Below are 20,244 nucleotides of genomic sequence, written 5' to 3'. Positions count from 1 at the left end.
CGACGACCACGGGCTCGGCCTGAGTGATCTCTGAGAACCGAACCCGCCATGACTACGAATGATCCGGCAAGCGATGTATGAGGACGGGAAAGATTTATGGTGTCCGGGAACGATCGTTCGCGAGACACTCCAACCACGCTTTACGGAAACGCAGAACTGCGCGGCCAGCGATGTAACGCTTTCCGTGTACGCGCCAATGTAACGGACACCGGCTTGCGCGATACACAATGCCAGTAAAGGGGGTTTGACCGTTAGCGGAACAGTGGTTGGCGCTAAGGAATCTGTTTGGGTGGATTGGTTCAAGTGTTGCTGGTGGGCAGGTGTCGGTATATAGATGCGCGGGAGACTCCGAGGGCTTTGGCGATCTCGGTGGGGCTTTGCCCGTTGGCGCGTCTGGCCTGGGCGGCGGCGAGAGTGTCGGCATCCATGACGGTGGGGCGTCCTCCGGTGCGTCCTTGGGCGCGGGCTGCGGCGAGGCCTGCCATGGTGCGTTCACGGATCATGTCGCGTTCGAGTTCGGCGAACGCGGCCATCATGACGAAGAAGAATTTTCCCTCTCCGGTCGGGCTGTAGGTTCCGGTCAGGGTTCCGGTGAGAATGCGCAGGCCGACTCCTTGGTCGTGGAGGCCATCGGCGATGGTGAGCACTTCTTTCACCGACCGGCCGAGGCGGTCCAGTTTCCATACGCACAAGGTGTCCGTCGGGCGGAGGTGGTCCAGGGCTGCGGCGAGTCCTGGTCGGGTGGTGGCGCGGCTGGAGATTTTGTCTTCGAAGATCCGTCCGCAGCCAGCTTCTTCAAGAGCGTCCCGTTGGAGTTGGGAGTCTTGTCCGTTGGTGGAGACACGGGCGTAGCCGATGAGATTGAAATGTTGGGTTGACATGGGTTAACTGTCGCACAACCGTCTCACAACATCGCTGTGCGCTTGGCATGTTGTGAGACGGGTTGTGGACGATTTTGATCGGCGCGCCACCGGACCCCGCAACCGTCTCAGAACCGGCCGTTTCTGGACATCGGGTCATTGAACGAGTTGAGCTGAATCAACAGCTTCCCTGCTTGGAAGGTCATTCCATGTGCAATGCCGTCTGCTTTCCCCCGTTGAACGCCACCCGATGTGGAACCTTAAAAACCCTCTACGGTGATGTTGAGGCTATTCGCTAATCGTGGGTTGGATTCTGCGGGAAGGTATGGTGACGATACCGTCTCGCGTTGATGTTCCTGTAGTTACGATCTTGCCGCTGAATGTCGGAAAAATAATCTGTAGATCCACGACCCGAGACACCAATGGGTGGTGGTGAGCATTAAGCCTCCTAGGGCGACCGCTCCTCCTAGGATGATTCCCAACGGTGACAACCCGTAGTAAAAGGATAAGGCCGAGCCCGTCAGCAGCACGGTGGACAGCAGGTACGAAAACCGTCGTGGCGTCGGCGTGGGCGGAAGCGCTGGCCCATGAAATAGATGTCGCACGCCCAAGTTATAAACCAGATCAAGAATCATTCCGCGGGGAAATAGTGCTCCGCTCAGTGGAACGATTGCCCCAAGTCCAAGAAAGATGGGCGACTGCAACGCCAGTCCAACAACGATTAGGACGGTGCCCACTCCCGGCGTGAACCTCAGGGGCCACGCATAGCAAGACTTGGCGTTGTCATCAAGATTTTCAAATCCTTGCTTATCTAGATTGATCTTCGTGAATTCATTGAGCATTTTTGGCTTCCTACTTGTGGATGGTGGAACACGGTGGATCCGTCTTGGATTTCGGGGCTGTGTGTCATTAACATCTGTGGTTAGTACAGCTAGCAGCCAACACGGAAATGGATAGATCGTCTTCCACCAGTAGGACCCACACCCCCTCCGAGCGCCGGTCCTACGGTCGGATCGAGCTACTTACGGGTGCTCGGACATCTCAATGAAGTCACCGTGCCAAGAGTGAGGCCACACATTACCGGTGCTTGCATGCACCGACAGCATTCCGGTGATCTCACCGTCGCGCATGGTGTGCAGAGTATAGTATCCGGGGAACAGGACCGGATCATCGGAGGTGAGCACTTCGCCCCGATCTGCCAGCCAACGATCGGCAATCTGCTGGGCTTGGGCGGCGTTGATGGCCGGCTCCGCCCCTCCATCACGATCCACCATCCCGAACCGGGTGTTCCACATCGTGGCAGGACCCATCTCTGGCCGCACCGCCCCTGAACGACTGTCGATGAGCACTTCGGTGACCTTGGACCCGTCAGCTTCCTGCAGGTCGGCGTAGTAGTGGTTCTCAAAGCGCATTACCTCACCCACCACCAACCCGGGCTGCAGAAAATCCGCATAACCTGCGGCGCGCTCCCTGGCCTGATTCAGGTCCTGAACCGGTTCGGCATCCCCGTCAAACCATCCGTTTCCGCCCATCATCTCTCCGTAACCGGAACCGCCCATCATCCCGTTCCCACTCCAGCTGGACCCCATACCCCAACTGTAAGGTGACTGCTGGGCGACCAGCCAGCTGCCGGAACCCAGCAGCGCGACCAGTGCGATCACTGGAACCCACCATCCGCGACTCCACCCGACTCTCTTCCGTCTGCTTGACATGGGAATCTTCACTTTTCCGTGGTGTGCTGCGTACGCCCTGACCGCAGGACTTCACGCATGCGGTGGTAGGCGGGCTCGTCAATCTCACCGGCGGCAAAACGACGTTCCAGTACCTGGTCGGCGCTCTCCTGCCATCCGCGGTCCTCAAGAGACTTATGCTGGTTGCTGCCTGGGCTGAACGCCCGCGTCACCAACCACACGATCAGGACCAATAGGGCGATCCAAAAGATCGCCATGGCAATCCAACTGCCAACACCCATGCCCCATCCGTAACCCATCATCATAAAATCCTCTCCTCGGTTCCTTAAATTGATACCCCTGTCCTTCCTCATCATCCTCCGTCAGGGGCTTTCTGCGGACTTTCCCCACGATCCGTCCAAGAAGGATCGATCTGCGGTTCGTTGAAGTCAGCGTTGTTTTCCCTCATGGATAGAGATCAACTGTGGTACTTGGGCTGCATGACTGCCCGTCGAGAAGAAGACGCAAACCACCAACGGTCGATTGTGGACGTCGCTATTCGTCCTCGGTGATGCTCTCCGGATCACGCAACGGCCTGAGGGACGCATCCGAAAGCGTGGTGAAGGCGTACCGTCCGTGGACATTGATGTGAGCATCTCCCAGGGGAGAGAGTCTGGCCACGTCGGTGTCATCCACCGGATGCCCTTGCTCCCGCAGAACGGTCAGTGCCGCGTCGATGTAGCGGGTATTCCATAGGATGACCGCGTTCAACACGAGCCCGAGGGCCCCGAGCTGGTCCTCTTGTCCTTCACGGTATCGCTGGCGTAGTTCCCCGCGCTGGCCGTAGAAGATTTTCCGGGCCATGCGGTGGCGGGATTCCTGGACGGTGAGTTGAACGTGGATCGAGCGGCGATAGCTCTCATCGTCCGGGTCATACATGGCCAGCAGATGCAGGGTCTTGGCCGCACGGCCATAGTCGGCGAACGCCGCCCCGAGCGGGGTGGGATTGCCGTCGCGGCCCAGCATCCGCAATAGGTCATAACCGGCGACCGAACCGCTGTGCAGGGATCCCACCACGCGCAACATGTCGGCCCATTGTGCCCGGATGCGCTTGGCGGAGAGTTTGTTCGTCGCGACAGCGTTCAGGGCACCGTAATCAGCAGCCCGCCCGTCGGGCACGGTGAGGCGCCAGAGCCGCTGGTCGGGCATATCGGCCAGACGCGGGCTGAACTGGTAACCCAACAGACGGAAGAGCCCAAAGACGATGTCGGAGTAGGAAGCGGTATCGGTCGCGATCATTTGTGGTGCGGGCCCGCCATCACGGTTGAGGATCACATCCAGGACATGCAGGGAGTCGCGCATCGTGCCGGTCACCACCACGGCCCCGATCCCGGAGACCTGATCGTTGATGGCGTTGAGCCACGTCACGCCACGGCCTTGACCGAAATAATGCGGATTCGGGCCGGCATCCAGGGTGCGGACCGGGACCACGAACCGCAACCCGTCAACGGAGGCAACCAAGCCGCCACCCCATGCCTGGGCCGTCGGAACACCAGCCTGGGCATCGATCAGGCGGGCGTTGGCGGCGACGAGGGTGTCGCTGCGCAGGTAGTTCTGCGCCACATGCGAAAGCCGGCGCCGGCTCAAAGCGGGATGTCCGTGCTTGATCACCGGCGCGAATCCGAGGTTGCAGCCTTCAGCGACCAGTACCGCGGCCATCGAGGTCGCCAGGTCGGTGAGCCGGGAACCGGATGCCTGCTCGGTCATGCCCAAGTGCGTGAAATCATCCAAATACCCGGTCCAGGCGTTCACTTCCAGCAGCACATCGGGCAGATCCACCCGGGGCAGCATGCGCTCGACGGTGTCTCGCAACACGGTCAGCGTTTCCGGTTCCGGCACCGCTTCCAGCCGCGACTGGTGCACCCGGGTGCGCCCATCGGGGCCTTTTTCCAAACGAATTGGGACGGTGCTTGACGTTGTTTCAGCGGGGAGGATCCGGGCGGCGAGATCCGTGTAGGCCGTGTCGAGCCGCGCAGCAAGGTTGCCCAGGTGAGTGTCAACGGGGTCCTGCAATCGCAGCGCGGTGAGAACCTCGGGCCGGGCCTGCTCCCACGCTTCACCATCGAGAAGTCGGGCCCTCGGGTCGCCCCACCTCAGAGAATCGACGGCGTAGAGATCCCGGCGACGCAGCGCCCGATGTAACGCCTCAAGCACGCACAGGGTGTAGGCCCGGTGGTCCACCAGCTCATCCGCCGATTCCGAAGTGGTGAACACCAGACGGCGCCACGACCCGGCCACCACCTCATCGACGATCTCCGCCCTGGTAACCCGCTTGCGTCCTACCAGGTTTCCCAGACCCTTCACCGCGTTCAATAACGGGGTGCACGCAGGCGTTGCAGCCAACGGCAGAACCTTGGCGATCAGCGCCGCAAAGGGCCGGACGGTGGCGTATCGCTTCACCAGTTCCGCCTGGCCCTGATCCGCGTCATCCCCGGAGTCCGGAGCCAACTCCTCAACCGTCGCCACCGCGGCCATGAGCCCCTCCCGCGATACCTTCGTCTGCAACCGGGTCCACGCCTCGGCCGGGTCCACTCCCTCGCCCTCGGCGCATTCGAGCATGGCCTTTGCCGCCGCTGCCAACGTCACCGATGCCCGCCTCAATTGGGGCAAGGAGCGCAGTCGATCCTTGGCCGTCGCCCGCACCGCGGGTCCGATGAGCTTGGTCGCCATGAGGACCGAAAATAGATCAAGGACATCATCGACCGCGGAGACCCGCAAAACCCCGGCGGTGGCAACCATCGTCGCCCAACGGCGATGCTTGGGCATGCGCCGCAGCATCGCCGCATCCGATGAGAGGCCCTGGCGAGCCAGCACCTGAACGCGCCCGGCCGGAATCTCGCTCAGATCAACATCGCCGGCGCCCAGCCCGGCGATCTCCGCAACACGTTCCAAGGCACGGACCATCTCCGGCCCAGACGCCCGGGTCGGAGCCCGACGCAGCCGCTCCAACCCCGAAGACCTGGAATCGGCCGGCACCGTGAGCAAACCATCAAGGCAGCGGCCAAGATCCGGTGACACTCGTCCGGACAACACCGAATACAACCGATCCCCGGCCATCGCTCTGACCTCGGCGACGAGTCTGGCTAACACGCTCACACCCGGTAACAGCACTCGTTCCGCACGAAGCCACGCTACGCCTTGATCAAAGAGCTGGGTCGGTCGCTCGGCCCGCGTCCACGCACGAGCCGTCAAGAAGCTTCTAAATTCTTCCGCAGTCTCGGGTTCTGAGAACCGCCGGTACCCATATGCCCGGGCTATCTCCCAACGGTGCTCATAGGGCGTCTTTGACCGCTCCACGTAACTGCCCAAAACGGAGCTATCGACGATTCCGAGTTGTGTTGCCACGAAATTGATAACGGCTTCCGGTACTGCGACCGGATTATCAAGAAACGTTCCCAGAAAACGCAGTGTTCCCAATTGCACCCCAAGGCCCAGCTGGCTGCCCTCGCCACGACGGCGCCCCACCAGCTCCAAGTCCTGATCATCTAGAAAGAAGAACCGTTCCAACTCCGCCGGCGATACCGGACCTGAGAACTGGCCATATACCGCTATTTGGTCATCACTGAGAAATTCAACTGGCATGACACCAACCTAAAGCCAATCTCGCAGGCTTAGCGCCAACCACTGTTCCGCTGCAGGCCAGACCCCTAAAGGTCGGAACCAGATCTACAAACCGAACAGATTGCCCCTGGCTGCACCTCCAGGAGAACCGGGCTCTAACGTCGGATATTCTACTTTTTCACATTCTGACCGCAATTTCATCTGATGTTCTATTGCGTTCGGGTTGAATATTCCGGGGTCTGTCGCCATTGGCACAGGGCAGGGGTGCAGTGCCTATTGAGATCGCTTGATGCGATCCTTCCGGCCATGGCCCCGCGCGGCCCTGGCAGCGCATCTGACCTGAGTACTTGCAAGAATATTGCATCGGATGAAAGTTGCATTCATCTGATGCAAGCGACGGAAGGTTGGCTTTTGATGGTCGTAAACGGTTTTGCGCCCGGGGCGGCGAGCTTGCATCGCTTCGGCTGTCTGTCGCTGCTGCGGCCGAAGAAACAGGACTTCACCACCATGGTGGACGGCTGGCGAAACCAGCAACCGGCACGGAACCTGGCGTTCTCCACGATCGAGAGCCGCGAGTAATCAGTGCGGGCATTCACCGTCGATGCCGATGCCTTCCCAAGGACCTGGACACAACATCAGGGACCCAGATACCGCATGAATACAGACCATGTGAATAACGGTCACTACCAGTAAGCCGCCCAATCTACGGAACAGCACTGACCCGCGTTGTCTCACTTCAACGCGATACTGTCACGTTGGAGGGCGACACCACCTATCTCTCACTGGGAACCGAACCGATCAAACTTCCCCCAGCACTGGGCGCGTTACTACGGCGGCTCCTGGACTCCGGACCCACCTCGGATCGGGAGAGAAACATCTGGACCTTCAAGGGCCGGCGAGCAGGCCGCCACCTCACGACCGCGACGATCAGGGAACCTCTCGCGTGCAGAAGCATCAACCTCCGCGCCGCCAGGAACGTTGCGCTCATAAGCCTCGCCCGCGACCTGCCGCCCTCGGTCCTGGCTGAGCTCCTGGGAATCTCCATCTTTGCTGCGGAACGCTGGAGTGCCCACAGCGGCCACGACTGGACCGACTACCCTCGAATCCGCCTTATGAAAGACCAAGACCACCCCACGGGATCAGTCGAGCTCGGAACCTGCCGGTTGCATGGTTTGACCCGATGGTGCGGAAGCGTTTCCCGCGGCGTTGGTCCCCGAGCCCACGGCCTTGACCACGGCCACTGCAATGGCGGTGGTGACCGGGATGGCCAGGACCAGGCCGATCGAGCCCACCAGGATCCGGATGACCTCCTCGGCCATCTGCCCGGTGGTGAGGGTGTCGACCAGGGGCCTGTCGTACAGGCTGACCAGCACCAGGATGGGCAGGGCCGCACCCGCGTAGGCGAAGGCGATGGTGTAGACGGTCGAGGCGATGTGGTCCCGGCCGATGCGCATCCCCGAGGCGAAAAGTTGCCCGGCGGTGGAGTGCGGGGCGATTTCGGCCAGTTCCCACACCGCGGAGGACTGGGTGATGGTCACGTCGTTGAGCACGCCCATGCCGGCGATGAGCAGCCCGCACAGCAGCAACCCGGACAGGCTGAGCTCGGGCACCACCGTGCTCAGGGTCATGGAAGCATCCTCGGTGGCCCCGGTCAACGCCGCCGCATCGGTGGCCCAGACGGCAATGGCCGCGGTGACACCCAGCCCGAAAAGTGTCCCGAGCAGGGCCGTGGAGGTCCTGGCCGAGAATCCGTGGGCAAAATACAGGGCGGCAAACATGACGACGGTGGAGGTGGTCAGTCCGACCAGCATCGGGGACTTGCCTTCCAGCAGCGCCGGGATCATGAAGCCGACGATGAAGGCCAGCCCGCCCAGGAGCCCGGCCAAGGCCCGCAGCCCGCGCCAGCGTGCCACCCAGCACACGACGACAGCGTAGGCGATAACCAGCAGGGCCAGCGGGGTCGAGCGCACGAAGTCGACAAAGACGTAGGGTGCCGAGGAGTCGGTGGTGTGCGACAGGTCGAGGTACTTGATCTTGTCCCCTGCCACCAGGGGCCGGGACTGGGTCGTCTCCGGGGGCACCTCCAGCACGAAGGACGCGCCACCGGCTTCGGGCGAAACGTAGGAAACATCGCACAGCAGTTCCTTGCCGCCGACCTCGTCCAGGCCCTGGGTGGAGGGGCAAGTTTCGCTCACGGTCCGGGTGACGGTCCCGATGGAGAGCTCCACGCCGTTCGCGGTGTCAAAGACATCGTTGAGGGGCGTTTTGGTGATGCCGCCGGCCGGCCAGAGCAGGATGGTTGCCACGAAGGCCAGCACCCCGACCGGGGCGAGCAGGATCCACAGGATGAGGTTGGCGCGGCGGCGCCTGGTCGGGTCGACGAGTACGTCGGCGTGGTGGTGTCCACCCATGAAAGGTTCAGCTCCAGATTGGTTGAGGGGTTATCTCCCAGAGGTTCCCGGGGGAAAACTTGCGATGCGAGAACGGTGAGGGCCACCAATTTCCACCGCCAGGGTGCCGAGGAAATTGGTGGCCCCATTCTTTTGATAGTTCGGGGGAACCCGAGATGGCAGATCCGGGGTGTGCCGGGGTACCTCGGACCTAGTTGACGTAGGAGAAGACACCCATCATGCCGCGCTCGGCGTGGTAGGCATTGTGGCAGTGGAAGAGCCATTGGCCCGGATTGTCGGCGTCGAACCGGACGGTGACGGTTTCCTGGGGGCGGACGATGACGGTGTCCTTGCGCGCCCCGGTGTCCCCGATTTGGAAGGTGTGGCCGTGGATGTGCATCGGGTGCCACATCTCGGTGTCGTTGACGAACTTCACCTCCACCCTCTCGCCCTCCCTGAGGTCGAAGGTGTTCTCGAAGGGGTTGGCCATGTCGAAGCGGTGGCCGTTGATGCCCCAGTCGTAGCTCATCATCCCACCGGTCAATCGCAGCTCGTGGACCCGGTCAGGTGTCTTGGCTGCCAGGTTCACGGACGGGTCGGCGGTGAGTTGGCCGCCGTCGACGACCTTGCCTGTCAAGGCCGTCGGGAGGTCGGCTCTCGCCGGGATGGTCCCGGACCCGGTGGAGAGAAGCCCATAGGCCATTTGTGCTTTACCCTCGGCCAACGCCAATACGGGGGTATATCCCTCACCGACGGTCAAAAGCGCGTCGATGCGTTCCCCCATGCCCAGGACGATGGCATCGACCTCGGTGTGCTCGACGGGGAACCCGTCAGTGTGGGTCACGGTGAGCTTCTGGTTCGGGATCCCGAACCGGTATGCGGTGTCACCTGCGGCATTGATGACGCGCAGGCGGATCCGCTCACCCTGCTTGGCTGTGAAGGTCTCGGGCTTCTCGGCGCTGGTGCCGTTGAACAGATGCAGCGGGTAGGCGGCATCGCCCGCATCCCCGCCCAGGAAATCGCTGGTTGCACCCATGAGCATGTGGCCCATGGCCATGGGGCCGTCGGCGCCGCCGTGGTCCATGCCACCCATGCCACCCATGTTGCCCATGCCGCCGGATAGTTCCTTCAGGACGTCATCCGGGGTCCCGGTGACACCGTCCATCCAATCGTCCAGGACGATCACCCACTCCTTGTCATACGCCAACGGTTCCTGGGGGTCATCGATGATCAGGGCCCCGTAGAGGGCACGTTCTCGTTGCATCTCCACATGCGAGTGGTACCAATAGGTGCCCGGGTGCGGCAACTTGAAATCGTAGCGGTAGTTCGTGCCGGCACCGATTCCCTCCTGGGTGAGTCCCGGCACTCCGTCGGCATCATTGCGCATGGCGAGCCCATGCCAGTGGATGCTGGTGGATTCGGTGAGTTTGTTGTCGACGGTGACTTTGAGCTGGTCGCCGACGGTGCCGCGCAGGGTGGGGGCGACCAGGGAACCGTTGTATCCCCACGTGGAAATGTCCCTCCCCGCCCGGGTGGTGGACAAGGGCCCCGCGGTGAGTGATTGGCTGACGGTCTTGCCGGTGCTTGCCCGCCGGCCTTCGTAGGTGGCGATGATCGGGTCGGTAGGCAGAATGCGAGCGGCCCCTGCTTCGATGCGGGGCGTGGGGGTGCAGGCGGCCAGGGCTGCCACTGCGGTCGTTGCGACGCAGAGCCCGAGGAACGAACGACGATTTGGTTGGTGGGTCATGATTGAATCCTTTGAAAAGATGGCTGCCTGGGAAGGCAAGAAAATGGCGGGGGCTCCAGCGCCCATGTTTTGGTCCTGCGGTGGGCTACTGCACGGTGCAAGGGCCTGCCGGTGGTGAATCCCCGGAATCCCGGATCCACCACTGCATAAGCAGTGCTGCGGGTCGTTACAGGGTGGCGAGGAGGTCCTGCATGTCCTTGATCTCGGCTTCCTGGGAGGAGACGATCTCCTGGGCCAAGGCCACGGCGTCGGCGTTCTTGCCATCGGTGACTTCGGTCCGGGCCATCTCCACGGCACCTTCGTGATGGGCGATCATCTGGGTCAGGAACAGTTTGCTCGCCTCGGTGCCCTGTGCGGACTTGAGCTTGTCCAGATCGGAATCGGTCATCATCCCGTCCATGCCGTGGTTTCCGGCCATGGTGGCCGGCTCGGACCATCCGGCGAGCCAATTTTTCATCTTTTGGATTTCCGGACCCTGCGCGGCCTTGATGTCCTGGGCCAAGCTCTCGATCTTGGGGTCCATCCCGGTCTTGGCCAACATGATCTCACTCATCTCCACGGCCTGCTCGTGGTGGGGAATCATCATCTGGGCGAACATCGTGTCGGCGGAGTTGTGCCCCCCGACGGCGTCGGTCGCTGGCATGCTGGAGGTCGCCGAGGTGCTGTGGTCCATGCCCGGCATGGTGTCACCGGTCCCGGTGGAGCATCCAGCCAAGACGAGGGCGGCGGCCAGGGCGGTGGTGGAGGCGACTAAGAATTTCTTCACAAGGATCATTCCTTCGCTAAAACGGGTTTCGAGGGTAAACGGCGCCCCATCGGGGCGCATGACTGAGGATCCTGTCACCGAAGGGGCAGGGGAAATCGTCGGTTTACGTTCGAATGATCGAGAGCTGGGTCAACGAGGGCGGGTCGGGAACCCTGCCTTTTGACTTGGGGCCCGGGGTGCTGGTGAATGCGGTTCCCGGGTGGGCCCAGGTGAGTATCCCCGGCAGGGGAACGATCAGTAAATCCGGGCCGAAGGATGGGACACACGTGTCGTGGCCACCCATGGCGACCTGGCCGTCCGGCAACGACCCGCCGCAGGATATCGGGTCGTCTTGGTGCACGGGTGCAATCAAGGTTGCGGTTGCCGCCGCAGGGGCCGACGGGAGGGCGCTCGAGTAGCCGTGGTGGCTCGGCGTCACAGTGTGCAGGGTGGGTGCAGGTGTTGCTGCCGTGTCGGCCATGGGAGCCGTTACCTGTGACGGTGCTTGGAATCCGCCCATCGCATGCATGCCAAGAAGTCCTCCGATGATGGTCATCACCACGGCCAGCCAACCGATCCTGGACAGGACCGATCCCGTGGCGGGCAGGGCCTGGTGGTTGCGCATTGCGGGGCCCTTCCTCTGGACGGCCATAAATATCGGGTTGTTGCGGATTTTACGCATACTGGCTGGGTGGCGCCTCGGTGCCAGGGCCAGCGGAGGCCGGCCGGAAAGCAGCGTTGCCGCCAGCAACCGGCTACGGCAGGGAACGGTGATAGGTGTGGATGGGCGTTCCGTCCTTTGAATGCCGTTCCTCCACGCAGGTCCAGCCAATCTTCTCGTAGAAGTCCCCTGCCCCCGCGGCTCCTGCCGTGGTCACCAGCTCGGCCAGGGACGCTCGGTCCGCCGCGGCCCGGTCCAGGAAATCCTCCACCAGGAATCTTCCGATTCCCCCTCCCCGCAGGGTGGGCAGGACCACGAGCGAGGTGATCACGGCCGTTGCCGGCCGGGGAAGGGTTTCGACGCCCGGATTGTTCGTGCGCCCCGTGATGCGGCGCAGGTAGGGTCGGGCCCGGGTGCGCAGGAAGTGAAGCAGCACCCGCGGTCGAAGGCAGAGCGCCGCCAGCCCCGAGAAAAGGAGGCTCCACTTTTGGTGGTGCAAGACGTCGGCCACGTGGCGAACCTGGTTGGTTGAACCGATCAGGAAACCGACCTGCTGGCGGGGGGCATCAATGGTTACCGCGACCAGGGCCACGCCATATTGTTCGGTCAGAAAGGTTTGCATCCAACGCCGCACGAAGCGTTTTCCCAACCGCGGGAACAGCCCCTCGGGCAGATGCCTGATCATGTTGGAGGCCATCAATTTCAGGTCTTCTTCCGCGGCAGGCCTGATGACCACCAAAGACCGGGTACTTGGGAACTCAGGGAGCCTCTGGCTCATCGGGTTTCCTCGATGAAGGTCGTTCCGTCGTAGGTGAACTTCACCAGTCCGCGTTCCAGGGCCATCCAGAGGGAAAGGCTCCCCTCTGCTGTCCGCGTGGCGCCCATGGCCGCCGGCTGGTCCACCTCGGCTCCGGTTGCTTCCCAGGAAATCCCTGCGTCGAGACTCAGGTACACGCTGCCTTCGGGCGTGACACCCACGATGGTCATCGGGTCCGCGAAGGCGGCCGTGAGGAGCCTTGGCCCTTGGATGGGGGCAGACCAGGTTCGTCCGCTGTCCAGGGACCGCCAGACCCCTTCCTCGGTGGTGGCCAGTACCACGGTGTTTTCGGGGGTTCCCACCAGCGCGTAGGGGGTTGGTGCCATGGGGCCGATATCCGACCATTTCTGGCCGTCAACGGTTGAACGTAGTTTTCCGTCGTATCCGATGATTTGGTCGCTGGTCGCGGTCAGCGCATGAAAGTCGGAGGTCCCCTGCAATGAGAGGGGGGTCCAGGATTCCCCGCCATCGGTGGATTTGGTCAGGCCCAGCGGATTGGGCAGATCGGTGCCCGGACCGGGATGTCCGGAAGCGTAGAAGGTTCCGTCCGAGGCGGTGGTGAATCCCATGAGATCTATCGTGGGGCCGATCTTTTGGGGGACGGTCTCGGTGGCGTCAAAGAGGCCGTTGTGGGTGGCGAGCAGGACTCGTTGGGTTGATTCCTCAATGGTGATGGCGTGGATGTGGCCGTAGGGGCTGGCCGGTGGCGGTGCGGCGGCACTCGAATTCGAGGGTTCAGCGCACGCGGCAAGTCCCAGGGTGGCGAGCACGGCGATGGCCGTGGCCGTCCACGGTCGGGTACGACGGACAATGGGCAGGGTGGAAGACATGGTTCTCCAGGTAAAAAGAGCAGGATGGTGCCTGCCGGAGGTGAGCATTGGGGTGCCCCAAGCGGGCCCGATCCGTGGAAGCCGGCAACGGATCAACGACCGAGCACGTCGGTCGGGCCGGCCGGTTTTATTCGTTGCCGTGAAGTGGATTTTTCCGTGGCGTCACGCGACAGCCGGGAGCACTGCAGTGGCCTTGGTCAAGACAGCGCCGGTGGTCCGTGCACGGATAAGTCGGTGGCGCCAGGGGAGGCGCAGGCCTCGGGACCCATCGGGGCTTTCCGGTCGGAAGAGGGCACGCAAAAGAGGATGGCCGGACCGGGGGAAGCCATGGATTTTACGTGCGACTGATCGAAAGTTGGACCAGTGAAGGTGTGGTGCGGTCGCGGGTTTGCGGGAACCAGATGACGGGCGGGGCGGTCAGCCCGCGCCCGGGGACCGGGCGGAAGGCCCGGGAAACAAGGTGGCAAAAGAGCCCGCCGAGGGACAGGGCGAGGACACACATGCCGATCAACGCGGCTTCCGTGCCGCCCACGGATTCCCCCGCAAGAGATGCAGGGGAATCCTCGACCGGGGCGTGCTGAGCCAGCACCGCTGCCGGGATCAGGTTCTCGGAAGACTCCCGGTTCCCGGTCTGGTCGGTGACCGCGATGGGGGAACCATGCGTGCCGTGGGGCACCTGGTGATCCACCCCGAGAATATGCATCGCGAGCAAGCCAAGGAACAGCGCCACCAAAATGAACGCAGGACGAAACACCGAGGTCAAGGTCGCTCGGCGTTGGTTCACGACGGGCTCCCTTTCCTGGGCTTGGCTTCGGACCTGTTCTGGCGACGTGGCCGGGATTCAACCCAAAGCGCCGCCTCTGCTGCGCCGTAGGCGGCCCACCGAATCCCGGGGCCGATACGAAGATGTGACTGTTCTCGATGCCACACCTCGCCGGCGAATGCCAAACGCAAGGTAAGCAAGATTGCGGTCCGGCTTCCGACTGCCCCATCGGGATATGAATCATTTTACGGGAGCGTGCACACGAAAGAACAATCAGGGGTGGTTTACTGGTAACGGTCTGTATTTGCCTAGTTCGGGCTGTTTAGCCCGCCCGTTTCTTCGGTAATACCTTTCTGTACCGCGAAGAACAAGCCACTCACGAATACTCGGCTGTACCGGTAGTTTTGGCGATCCCCACACATACCGGCAGTCCAAGGTGGTCCATCGCCTCCTGCTTCATGGCTCGGGCCAGGGCCTGCAGTTCCGGCAGGGTCCCGCGGACGCCCAGGAAGGCCTCGTCGATGCTGTAGATTCTCACCCCCCTTACGGCGTGTTGCACGTCATGGAATGTTTGAGTCATTGAAGCTACGTGTATGTCGACTACAGCTTTGGCCTCGTGGAGGCTCTACTTCGTACCCGAGACCGTTACTCCCCTCGACGATGCTCTACTCGGTCGTGCGTTTGACATGCTCGACCCGCCCGTGGGAACTACTGCGCTGCCTCCCGAGCAGGTGGGTCGCCCCTTCTTCGTCAACGATGAGGGCGAGTTGCACGCGGCGCTCAACCTGTTCTTTGCGAGTGGTCGGATGCGGAACAGGTCGGAGGGGACAAACCGGAAGTACGCGCACGCCCTTCGCGTGTGGATGGACTTCTTGGCACGAAAAGGCAAGGAATGGGATGCTGCCGTCGACGAGGACGTGCTCGACTACAAGTTCTGGCGTCGAACGGACGAACGAAACCCACGACCGGTCTCGGGCTCGACCTGGGCAGGCGACGTGGCCGCATTGACGATCTTCTACGATTGGGCCCGACGCGCCGCCCAAGGTCCTCCTATCCTCTTCGAATCCGAAGGCCGCGAGCGGTCGGGCTGGCATCCCGGCCGGCCGCAAGGTGGGCTCGTGTTTCAGCCCTCGACTGTTCGAGGAGCCGACGTCAAGTGGCTCTCGCCCGGCGCGTTCAGGCTCTGGAGAAACGTGGGCATTCATGGCATGACGCGAGACGGGGACGAACGGGTTCGCTGGCGTCCCCGTTCTCAATCCCGCGATGCCTCGTTCGTGGATGGCCTCTACGGCAGCGGACTGCGGCTGCAAGAGTGGGCGAGCATTCTGACCTTGGAACTCCGTCAACCTACCAAGGGTCGCAAGTACACGACGCATGATCTCTCGGACGCGTGTGCCAAAGGCGGACTCGGACACCGGTACTGGATGGAGCGATCGGCGCTTGACGCAGTCGCGGGATATAAGGAGACAGAACGTGCCGCGGCCATACGGCGGGCACAGGACAACGGCCTGTATGACCGAATTCGAGATATCCGAATCATCGAACGGGTCACTTCGGACGGCAAGGTCGAGATCGCGTCGAGAGACTCGTCCTTCCGCAGGACCGTTAGCCTGAATGACCTCAATCCAGGCCAGAGGGTAAGCCTGTTCACCCACAGTGCCGACGGCTTGGTGCCCGTCGCTCTCTGGCTGAACGAGGATGGCGCCCCACGCCCCAAACGTGCCTGGTACAAGGCGTTTGACCGGGCGAATGCGAGAGTGGCGCGTGCCGGGGTTGAACGGCTCGCATGTCACCCCCACATGCTTCGGCACAGCTTCGCGCTGCGGTGGTACGCCGTTGGCCGCCTCATCTGGGAGAGAAGAATGAACGGGCTTGAGGACGACTACACGCGCGACTTCCGTGAGCAGTTCGGAGACTCATGGTCCCTGGTACAGACAATGCTCGGACACTCCGACGTGAACACGACCAAACGCGTCTACCTTGAACCATTTCGGGCACTAGACGTCACCTTGCTCCTAGAGTACGGACGAAGCGAACTCGACGCCGAGCTGCTGCTTCAGATCCTCGGCACCGACCCCCGGGTGAGGCTCGCTGATCGGTCCGAGATCGGGGACACCCTGTGAGGAGAGCAGCACTTCCCCATGGGGAATACTCAAGGCCGGAAACGGTACTCCATGATGGCGACAGCATCACCGTAAAGGTTCATGCTGAAACGGGTCACGGGTCCCAGGACTTCCAGTTCCACAGGCTGAAGCTAGGTCCAGAACTGGAGACCGTCTTCGCCGAGGGATTCGCCCGGGCCACCGGTCCGGGCGGAACCCGCCGGACCCTCGGATCGGCAGCGAATCTGTACGGCGGATTGCGGACCTTCGCCGGCCTGTTGAACTCCCATCCGGCCCCACCCCGGAAAATGAGCGATCTGCGACCTGCACACATCGCCACATTTCGGTTGCGAGGGACGAGCTACAGCCTCAACGTGGTGCATGCGGTGCGGATCACCCTGCGAGCTAACGAATCGCTGCCCGGGCCGTTCCGCGAGTTGCTCTACTCGCCCCTTGGCCACGTGGCGGCCAGCCCATCGGTTGCTTCCTACACCGACAGTGAATTTCGCGCGATTCGCCGGGCAGCAAGGACGGAAATACGTGCTGCGCTCTCCCGAATCAGGGCCGGTGAAGCAGAGCTTGCGGCGTGGCTGACAGCCCCTGCTCCGGTGCAAATCAATCCTGACGTCGCCAAACGAGGCGCGCTCCTGGAGCAGATTGCCAACGAGGGCAGCGTTCCCCACCGTGAAAGAGGACCGCACAGTCAACAGGAAGGAAGCACTGATGCGGGCTCGCTAATTCGATCGCTCTTCCCCAGCAGCTCCGAACTCGCGGCCCTCGTTGTGTTGCTGCAGTGCCTGACGGGCCAGAACCTCTCGACGCTCTGCAACCTGACAACGGAGTATCTCCGGGCGGATGACCAAGAGAAAGAGGGTGAAGTGCTCCTCACCAGGGCACAAAAACCCCGGCGTGGTCGCTACGCCGCGGAGATGGACCTGTCGTTTACGTCTGTCCCAGTGTGGCTCGATGCCGGAAACAACACCGAGGGAGATGACTATGCTTCGCCTTTCGGCGTGTACATAATCGCCGAGGAACTATGTCGACGGGCACGCACGTTCACGGCCACCAATATGCTGCTCTGCTGGGCATATGGCGATCGGCGGATCAAGAACACCACGGAGCGCATCATTTTTCGGCCCATCGCCTCGGACTGTCTCCGCCGCTGGCACGGCTGGACACACGATGGCAAGCTTCAGAGCACCATCGACAGCCGCCGCCTCCGACGCACCTTCCTGCAACATCACCAGCGCCCCGTCGCGCAGACCGTCGAAACTCTCGCCCACACGTACCTGTCAAAGGACCCTGCGGCGCTGTCCATCAATCAAGAAGTCGTAGGAAGCGCCCTCGCCGAGGAGGTGACACGCATCCGGGCGGCAACCGCTGTCCACGTTCTCAATGATGATGACGTCCGTGCGGCCTCGAACAACCCGAAACCACTGGCCGAACAACTCGGAATATCTGCCGAACGACTCACCGATCTACTTGCCGGGCGCCTCGACACCATCGCCGCCGCATGCATCGACCACGAGCACAGCCCCCATTCACCAGACGGGACGCCCTGCACTGCATCGTTCCTGCTATGCCTGGCATGCCCGAATGCTCGCTCCGAGCCTCGCCATGTTCCCGTGCAGGCGCTGCTGAAGCAACGGATCGAAGCTCGCCGCCTGGAGTTGCCAGCCAAGCAGTGGGAACGCCAGTTTGGTGTCGCCGAAGAACGCCTTGACGACCTACTGGGCGCGCAGCATGCCGATGTCAATGCGATGGCAGCCCAAGCGACCGACAAGGATTTGCAGATGATCGAAGCCCTCCTCGACGGAAAGTATGACCTGAGATGAATTCGCATGCATTAGCCCTTGCGCCGGTGGCGGCGAACCCGCTCGTTCTGGCCAATCGTGAACTCCGGAACGATGCACGAATCGAGGGGCTCTCCAGGTTCGAGGACGCCACCTGGGACCTCACCCCCGGCATCTTCGAAGACCACAGCACCAAGACAACGTTAACGTTCGAGGTCTTTCCAGAACGATGGAGAACCGCCGTCAAGACCTACTTCTGGCACGTCATCAACGACGAAACCCTCCGGCCCCTCGCCTCCGGACCAGCAGAGGCCAGACCATCCCTCCGGACCGTCTCCTTCATTCGGCCCCATCTGCTCCGACTGCTTGACTGGTTCGAAAGCAAGAACTTCGAGACGCTCGAGAAGGCCACGCCAAAGGTGCTGGACGAGCTGCTGGGTGACCTCGGCACCACGGGTCTCACCTATGCGCAGAAACGGCATATCATCACCGAGACGCGGCGCCTGTGGAGCTATCGCGACCTCGTGCCGTCCACGCTCCGGCTCCCGGCCGTTGCGCCCTGGCTCGATGAACGCTCCTACGACCTGCTGGGCCGCCCGCCGCAGCGCCGGGGGAACCTCACCCCGCGCATCGCCGATGAAACGCTGGTACCGCTCATGGCCTGGGCCATGAGGTTCATTGAGGACTTCGCCGACGACATCATCGCGAGCTACCACCAGTATCACGAACTCATCAAACACGAATACAGACACCGGCCCTCAGCCCAGCAAGAGAGCATCGCGCCGTCAACGCGCAAGAAGCGGCTTCGTCTCGCCCTTCGGGAACTCAAGGATGCCGGACTGGGCCTGCCCGGCCGCGTGCTCCCCGACGGAACGCGCGAGGTCCGCTGGCAGCATCTGGGGCGCCTTGCCCGCGGCCCCGGTGCTTCGTATCCGCGCTACGACCAGCAAGTCATCACCCGTTCGAAGCTATTCATTGACGATGATGCCTATCTGATGGTCCCCTGCACCAGGCTTCTTGACGGCAAGTTGTGGCGAGGGCGCTACCTGACGTGGGATGAGATCATACCGCTGACCACTCATCTCCAGACAGCCTGCTTCATCGTCGTCTCCTACCTCTCCGGGATGCGGCCAGGAGAGGTCCTGAGCCTGGACCGGGACTGCCTCAAGTTCGACACCTCCACCGGCCTCTGGAATGTCGTCGGGAAGCGTTGGAAGTCGGCCAAGGAAAAAGACGGCCAAAAGGTCGCGCAGGGAAGCCAGCGCAGCGTTCCATGGGTCGTGCATCCCGTCGCAGCCCAGGCCGTGTCAGTGCTCATCCGGCTGGAGGCCGATTCATTGCTGTTCCCAAATAGCATCCGTCCGAAACCGCTCCGGGGCCAAAAAGCGCCCGACAACCTGCGCCCGGGGCGGGCACGGACTTCCTCCCAGATCGGCACCGACATCATCAATTTCGTCACGTGGGTGAACAAGTACTGTGCTCTCAATGCGCGCGCAGACACGATCCCCGAGGACCCGAATGGACGCATCAGCGGGAGTCGCTTCCGCCGGTCCTTGGCCTGGCACCTCGTCCGCAGGCCACGAGGGCTCGTCGCTGCAGCCATTCAATATGGACACGTCGCAACCTACGTGACGCAGGGATACTCCGGCACGTACGCCTCCGGATTTCCCGACGAACTATCCATGGAACGCTGGCTCGAGCGCATCGAAGACGTCCAAGCGCTGGAAACATACCTCGATGGCGGCGGTCACGTCAGCGGCCCGGCAGCACGCGAACTGAACCACCGCACCCGGCAAGCCAGCGCCAAGTTCCTCGGCCGGTGTCAGTGGAAGTTCTAAAGTGACCATAGGCGGCAATCCCCGCTGACCACCAGCGGCAACCGGACTGACCACCGGCGGCAACGCTTTTGACCACGGGCGGCAGCCCGCCCGGACCCCATTCGCGGCTCCGGGCGCCCGCCCCACACGCTGGTGATGTTCCTAGCCCGCGCCTCGTGTCGAAACGAGGCGAGCCCCTCCCCAATGCGGTGAAATAGCGATGCCAATCAGTTATTTCGACCCGCTTTTGAAGGGAAGGGGCTCATATGAAGTCTCCAGGGGAGTTCATGGAAATTCTAGCTATGGCGGTCATAGTTCAAAAGCGGTTCCGAAAAAAGATTGATCCCGGCGCGTTAATCCTGTCCTGTATCCTGCGACAGTGTTAATTTTGGGCTATGCGAACCCCACAACTCAGCGATGAAGAGCGC

At 62.3% G+C, this 20,244-nt stretch carries 17 protein-coding genes; 4 read left to right on the top strand and 13 right to left on the bottom strand.

The window, feature by feature from the left end; genetic code table 11:
* Window positions 1-299 precede the first annotated feature (299 nt).
* From DQ353_RS20300 to DQ353_RS20280, 5 genes are all read right to left on the bottom strand, one after another.
* On the bottom strand, window positions 300-881 hold the full coding sequence (locus DQ353_RS20300; protein ID WP_113765002.1) for a recombinase family protein: 582 nt from the start codon (window positions 879-881) through the stop codon (window positions 300-302).
* 341 nt (window positions 882-1,222) lie between these two features.
* Window positions 1,223-1,702, bottom strand: a complete 480-nt coding sequence (locus tag DQ353_RS20295) for a DUF4395 domain-containing protein (protein ID WP_113765001.1) — start codon at window positions 1,700-1,702, stop codon at window positions 1,223-1,225.
* Between the two features lie 180 nt (window positions 1,703-1,882).
* Complete coding sequence (locus tag DQ353_RS20290) at window positions 1,883-2,521, bottom strand: hypothetical protein (RefSeq protein ID WP_220094081.1); 639 nt, start codon at window positions 2,519-2,521, stop codon at window positions 1,883-1,885.
* A 59-nt stretch (window positions 2,522-2,580) separates the two neighbouring features.
* Window positions 2,581-2,856 (bottom strand): SHOCT domain-containing protein, encoded by a 276-nt coding sequence (locus DQ353_RS20285; RefSeq protein WP_146755360.1) that lies wholly within the window; start codon window positions 2,854-2,856, stop codon window positions 2,581-2,583.
* 229 nt (window positions 2,857-3,085) lie between these two features.
* Window positions 3,086-6,172 (bottom strand): Tn3 family transposase, encoded by a 3,087-nt coding sequence (locus tag DQ353_RS20280; protein WP_113764999.1) that lies wholly within the window; start codon window positions 6,170-6,172, stop codon window positions 3,086-3,088.
* A gap of 393 nt (window positions 6,173-6,565) precedes the next feature.
* Between DQ353_RS20280 and DQ353_RS20275 the strand changes: the two genes are divergently transcribed.
* Complete coding sequence (locus DQ353_RS20275) at window positions 6,566-6,730, top strand: hypothetical protein (protein WP_220094080.1); 165 nt, start codon at window positions 6,566-6,568, stop codon at window positions 6,728-6,730.
* A gap of 560 nt (window positions 6,731-7,290) precedes the next feature.
* Here the strand turns inward: DQ353_RS20275 and DQ353_RS20270 are convergent.
* The 8 genes from DQ353_RS20270 to DQ353_RS20235 all read right to left on the bottom strand — a co-directional run bounded on the left by DQ353_RS20270 (window position 7,291) and on the right by DQ353_RS20235 (window position 14,684).
* The gene (locus DQ353_RS20270) at window positions 7,291-8,562 is read right to left on the bottom strand and encodes a YibE/F family protein (RefSeq protein WP_113764998.1); all 1,272 of its coding nucleotides are present in this window, start codon (window positions 8,560-8,562) and stop codon (window positions 7,291-7,293) included.
* Between the two features lie 190 nt (window positions 8,563-8,752).
* Entirely contained in the window at window positions 8,753-10,288 is a 1,536-nt protein-coding gene (locus tag DQ353_RS20265; protein ID WP_113764997.1) for a multicopper oxidase family protein, read from the bottom strand.
* Between the two features lie 166 nt (window positions 10,289-10,454).
* The gene (locus DQ353_RS20260) at window positions 10,455-11,063 is read right to left on the bottom strand and encodes a DUF305 domain-containing protein (protein ID WP_113764996.1); all 609 of its coding nucleotides are present in this window, start codon (window positions 11,061-11,063) and stop codon (window positions 10,455-10,457) included.
* 94 nt (window positions 11,064-11,157) lie between these two features.
* The gene (locus DQ353_RS20255) at window positions 11,158-11,658 is read right to left on the bottom strand and encodes a DUF6153 family protein (protein WP_113764995.1); all 501 of its coding nucleotides are present in this window, start codon (window positions 11,656-11,658) and stop codon (window positions 11,158-11,160) included.
* Window positions 11,659-11,788: 130 nt separating this feature from the next.
* A complete protein-coding gene (locus DQ353_RS20250; RefSeq protein WP_113764994.1) occupies window positions 11,789-12,472 on the bottom strand; it encodes a GNAT family N-acetyltransferase in 684 nt (227 codons plus the stop codon).
* Window positions 12,469-13,341 (bottom strand): F510_1955 family glycosylhydrolase, encoded by an 873-nt coding sequence (locus DQ353_RS20245; RefSeq protein WP_113764993.1) that lies wholly within the window; start codon window positions 13,339-13,341, stop codon window positions 12,469-12,471. The genes DQ353_RS20250 and DQ353_RS20245 overlap by 4 nt, the downstream gene beginning before the upstream one ends.
* Window positions 13,342-13,675: 334 nt before the next feature.
* Window positions 13,676-14,125 (bottom strand): DUF6153 family protein, encoded by a 450-nt coding sequence (locus DQ353_RS20240; RefSeq protein ID WP_113764992.1) that lies wholly within the window; start codon window positions 14,123-14,125, stop codon window positions 13,676-13,678.
* Between the two features lie 355 nt (window positions 14,126-14,480).
* Window positions 14,481-14,684 (bottom strand): Y-family DNA polymerase, encoded by a 204-nt coding sequence (locus DQ353_RS20235; RefSeq protein ID WP_286166942.1) that lies wholly within the window; start codon window positions 14,682-14,684, stop codon window positions 14,481-14,483.
* 13 nt (window positions 14,685-14,697) lie between these two features.
* Here DQ353_RS20235 and DQ353_RS20230 point away from each other — a divergent pair, with 13 nt between their 5' ends.
* The 3 genes from DQ353_RS20230 to DQ353_RS20220 all read left to right on the top strand — a co-directional run bounded on the left by DQ353_RS20230 (window position 14,698) and on the right by DQ353_RS20220 (window position 19,837).
* The gene (locus DQ353_RS20230; RefSeq protein ID WP_113764991.1) at window positions 14,698-16,227 is read left to right on the top strand and encodes a site-specific integrase; all 1,530 of its coding nucleotides are present in this window, start codon (window positions 14,698-14,700) and stop codon (window positions 16,225-16,227) included.
* A gap of 287 nt (window positions 16,228-16,514) precedes the next feature.
* Complete coding sequence (locus DQ353_RS20225; protein WP_113764990.1) at window positions 16,515-18,041, top strand: hypothetical protein; 1,527 nt, start codon at window positions 16,515-16,517, stop codon at window positions 18,039-18,041.
* Window positions 18,038-19,837 (top strand): site-specific integrase, encoded by a 1,800-nt coding sequence (locus tag DQ353_RS20220; RefSeq protein ID WP_113764989.1) that lies wholly within the window; start codon window positions 18,038-18,040, stop codon window positions 19,835-19,837. The genes DQ353_RS20225 and DQ353_RS20220 overlap by 4 nt, the downstream gene beginning before the upstream one ends.
* Window positions 19,838-20,244: the final 407 nt, after the last annotated feature.

It is taken from the genome of Arthrobacter sp. AQ5-05 (genome assembly GCF_003287975.1).
Classification (GTDB): Bacteria; Actinomycetota; Actinomycetes; order Actinomycetales; family Micrococcaceae; genus Paeniglutamicibacter.
This window is presented reverse-complemented; position numbering and strand designations above follow the sequence as displayed.

Coding starts and splice junctions, on each gene's coding strand:
- DQ353_RS20255 (WP_113764995.1), bottom strand. CDS start 11,658: ATGCGCAACCACCAGGCCCTGCCCGCCACGGGATCGGTCCTGTCCAGG.
- DQ353_RS20280 (WP_113764999.1), bottom strand. CDS start 6,172: ATGCCAGTTGAATTTCTCAGTGATGACCAAATAGCGGTATATGGCCAG.
- DQ353_RS20275 (WP_220094080.1), top strand. CDS start 6,566: ATGGTCGTAAACGGTTTTGCGCCCGGGGCGGCGAGCTTGCATCGCTTC.
- DQ353_RS20270 (WP_113764998.1), bottom strand. CDS start 8,562: ATGGGTGGACACCACCACGCCGACGTACTCGTCGACCCGACCAGGCGC.
- DQ353_RS20260 (WP_113764996.1), bottom strand. CDS start 11,063: ATGATCCTTGTGAAGAAATTCTTAGTCGCCTCCACCACCGCCCTGGCC.
- DQ353_RS20220 (WP_113764989.1), top strand. CDS start 18,038: ATGAATTCGCATGCATTAGCCCTTGCGCCGGTGGCGGCGAACCCGCTC.
- DQ353_RS20245 (WP_113764993.1), bottom strand. CDS start 13,341: ATGTCTTCCACCCTGCCCATTGTCCGTCGTACCCGACCGTGGACGGCC.
- DQ353_RS20285 (WP_146755360.1), bottom strand. CDS start 2,856: ATGATGATGGGTTACGGATGGGGCATGGGTGTTGGCAGTTGGATTGCC.
- DQ353_RS20300 (WP_113765002.1), bottom strand. CDS start 881: ATGTCAACCCAACATTTCAATCTCATCGGCTACGCCCGTGTCTCCACC.
- DQ353_RS20235 (WP_286166942.1), bottom strand. CDS start 14,684: ATGACTCAAACATTCCATGACGTGCAACACGCCGTAAGGGGGGTGAGA.
- DQ353_RS20265 (WP_113764997.1), bottom strand. CDS start 10,288: ATGACCCACCAACCAAATCGTCGTTCGTTCCTCGGGCTCTGCGTCGCA.
- DQ353_RS20250 (WP_113764994.1), bottom strand. CDS start 12,472: ATGAGCCAGAGGCTCCCTGAGTTCCCAAGTACCCGGTCTTTGGTGGTC.
- DQ353_RS20295 (WP_113765001.1), bottom strand. CDS start 1,702: ATGCTCAATGAATTCACGAAGATCAATCTAGATAAGCAAGGATTTGAA.
- DQ353_RS20230 (WP_113764991.1), top strand. CDS start 14,698: ATGTCGACTACAGCTTTGGCCTCGTGGAGGCTCTACTTCGTACCCGAG.
- DQ353_RS20225 (WP_113764990.1), top strand. CDS start 16,515: ATGAGCGATCTGCGACCTGCACACATCGCCACATTTCGGTTGCGAGGG.